Consider the following 2,446-nt stretch of genomic DNA (forward strand, 5'->3'; position numbering starts at 1 on the left):
CCTCGAAATCCACAAAGGCCAGACGCGTCATCCTTCGCTCAGCCCTTCTTGCGCAAGGGCCGCACGAAGCAGCCTGCCGCCTCCACGAACCCCGTGGCCCCGCAGAACCCTACGAGGTCCGGCTGGTGGGCCGATGCCAGCAGCTGCAGCGTACTGCAGCCTGCCATCCGGGCAGTTTGCGAGGCCGCCTTCAGCAGCATGCGGCCGATCCCGCGACGGCGGTCGTCGGGGCCGACCAGCAACATTGTGACCTGCGCGATGGGCGATGCTTCCTCAAGGGCTGGATACCAGTGCAGCACGATCATCCCGCTCGGCGGCCCCCATTCCAGGGCAAGTAGCGCTGTCCCATGGCTGTACCGGAGTGCGTCCAGCCGGTCGGCGAGATCGTGGGCGGGCACTGGGTGGCCTGCGGCGCTCATCAACTCGGCGAGACCGGGAGCATCTGCACCTGTCGCAGCGCGGATTTCCAGTCCGAAGCGGCTCCCCAACAGTGTCTCCGATGGTTCCCGCCAGCCTGAAGAGCGTCCCGCGGTCCGCTGAAGCAGAAGATAGAGCAGGGAGCGCGGGCGAGAACCGCCCTGCCATTCGGGATCGCTGACCAGTTCGCGCAGGGCCCCAGGCGTGGGCTCGATGGGCAGGTGCGCGCAGCACCAAGCTCTGATTTCTAACGTGAAACGGCTGATGGGCTGAAGGCGGCCGGCGTTCCACACGAGCTCATCGTTCTGCCGGCTGGCGGCCATGCCTTCGGGCAATACACCCGACCAGAGCAGCTCGGCGCGCAGACGGCGCTCGCAACGATCTTCGAGTTCATCGTCAAGGCTTTCTCAGTCGCAACATCGAGGCGCGAGAACTGAGCTGGTGGATGGCGGACCGCTCAGAGCCATCAGCGCACGAAGGCAGATGGTCGGCTCTCCACGCCCTTGCTCCTGCTCATGAGGTGGTAAGCTCAGAGGCCGCGGTGTGTTCGCCACGGGCGCGTTTCCGGAGCAGGGGAGGAGCGCCATGAATCGCCTCCTGGTGTCGACGGCCGTTGCGTCGGTCATCGTGCCTGTGACCGCTGCACCGCGAGTGGCTGCACAAAGCGCTCAAGACATTGTGGGGACCTGGACGCTCGTGTCCGCCGTGGCCGTACAGGACGGCGCCAGAATCGAGACATTCGGCACCAATCCAACCGGCACGCTGATGTTTGGCAGCAACGGCCGTTACGCGCTGATCTTCCTGCGTAACGACCTTCCGGCGCTTGCCTCCAACAATCGTATGGTTGGAACACTCGATGAGAACCGAGCGATCGCCCAAGGAGGGATCGCCCATTTCGGCAACTACCGGGTTGATGAGGCGGACAGGGTGCTGGTCTTCTATATCGAGAAGAGCACCTTCCCGAACTGGGATGGCGCCGAGCAGCGGCGCGCCTACGCGCTCTCAAAGGATGAGCTGACCTACACCTCGCCAGGCTCGACGGGCATTGCCACCAAAGTGACCCTGCAGCGCCTCAAGTAGGCGCAGCAGGCGGTCGGTTGCAGCCGTTGAAGCAGCAGTCCGTGTACCGGCCCTAGTGGCGCACAGTGAGCTAAGCAGCATAGCCTTGCGCGGTCAGCGCCAGGGGAGGTCGCAATGGAGCGCGAAACGGCCCGGTTCAAAGCCTTGGGCAGCGATGGCGTCACTTACACGATCATTGAGCTGCAGACGTTCAAGCAATTATCGGCCTTCAGCGGTCACCGTACCGCCAAGGGACGCCTCCGTTACACGACGGTGGAAGGCAGGGCCGTGAAGCAGCTTGATGACGGCTCGTTTCAGATCGCGGAAACGGGCCTGATCCTCAATAGGGTTTGATCCTCTGCAGCTATTCTTGCAGGACTGGAAACCCCGTTGGACGTCATTTGGCAACGGCGATCAGCGGTGACCATGGATCGACCTTTCGGCGTCGGACAGAGCCTCCTACCACGCTGCGTAGAGCGTGTTCCGGACCAGGCGTCTGTCGAGATCCGCAGCGCTGTCGGTCCACCAAACAGGCCCACGCTCGCCAAGGCCGCATTTCTCGGCCTCGACGGCCGCGTTAGCCATCGCGATCTCCGTCGGGTTTCCTGATCGTCGGCCTGCTCTGAGCGCTCGCCGTGCCTTGATCAGCTCACGAACCAAGCGATTCTGCACAACTGGCTCCAAGTCTGATCGATGCCGGCGCCACAAATGGCCATGCACGATGATGTAGCGGCAATCCATCATGCGGCGGCCGTCAACCACGGCACCAAGGCTTGCGTGATCGCTGACGGGGCGGGCCGCGCCATCGCCTTCTGGTTCGCGCCCGGTCAGGCAGATGAACTGCCCCGTGCCATCCCGCTGCTCGATCCGATGACGGCCCGCGCACAGTCAGTGCAGGTGAAATTCCGCACCAATCGCTCGCAACTCGGCGGGTTTGATCAGGCGGCTGTGCGCCACCTTTACAGAATGC

At 63.7% G+C, this 2,446-nt stretch carries 4 protein-coding genes and 1 pseudogene; 3 read left to right on the top strand and 2 right to left on the bottom strand.

Features of this window, described 5'->3' with window-relative positions:
• Positions 1-38 precede the first annotated feature (38 nt).
• Positions 39-488, bottom strand: a complete 450-nt coding sequence (locus WDW90_RS41070; RefSeq protein ID WP_431311199.1) for a GNAT family N-acetyltransferase — start codon at positions 486-488, stop codon at positions 39-41.
• Positions 489-1,002: 514 nt separating this feature from the next.
• Here WDW90_RS41070 and WDW90_RS36325 point away from each other — a divergent pair.
• Complete coding sequence (locus WDW90_RS36325; RefSeq protein ID WP_336492595.1) at positions 1,003-1,497, top strand: lipocalin-like domain-containing protein; 495 nt, start codon at positions 1,003-1,005, stop codon at positions 1,495-1,497.
• A 114-nt stretch (positions 1,498-1,611) separates the two neighbouring features.
• Entirely contained in the window at positions 1,612-1,830 is a 219-nt protein-coding gene (locus tag WDW90_RS36330) for a hypothetical protein (RefSeq protein WP_336492596.1), read from the top strand.
• A 105-nt stretch (positions 1,831-1,935) separates the two neighbouring features.
• Here the strand turns inward: WDW90_RS36330 and WDW90_RS36335 are convergent, their stop codons facing one another.
• Positions 1,936-2,061: a hypothetical protein gene (locus WDW90_RS36335; protein ID WP_336492597.1), complete on the bottom strand. Its 126-nt coding sequence runs from the start codon at positions 2,059-2,061 to the stop codon at positions 1,936-1,938.
• A 174-nt stretch (positions 2,062-2,235) separates the two neighbouring features.
• Here WDW90_RS36335 and WDW90_RS36340 point away from each other — a divergent pair.
• Positions 2,236-2,349, top strand: a pseudogene (locus tag WDW90_RS36340) (IS5-like element ISMex42 family transposase); the annotation flags it as partial.
• Positions 2,350-2,446 lie beyond the last annotated feature (97 nt).

This window comes from Methylobacterium nigriterrae, from assembly GCF_037106235.1.
Lineage (GTDB): Bacteria > Pseudomonadota > Alphaproteobacteria > Rhizobiales > Beijerinckiaceae > Methylobacterium > Methylobacterium nigriterrae.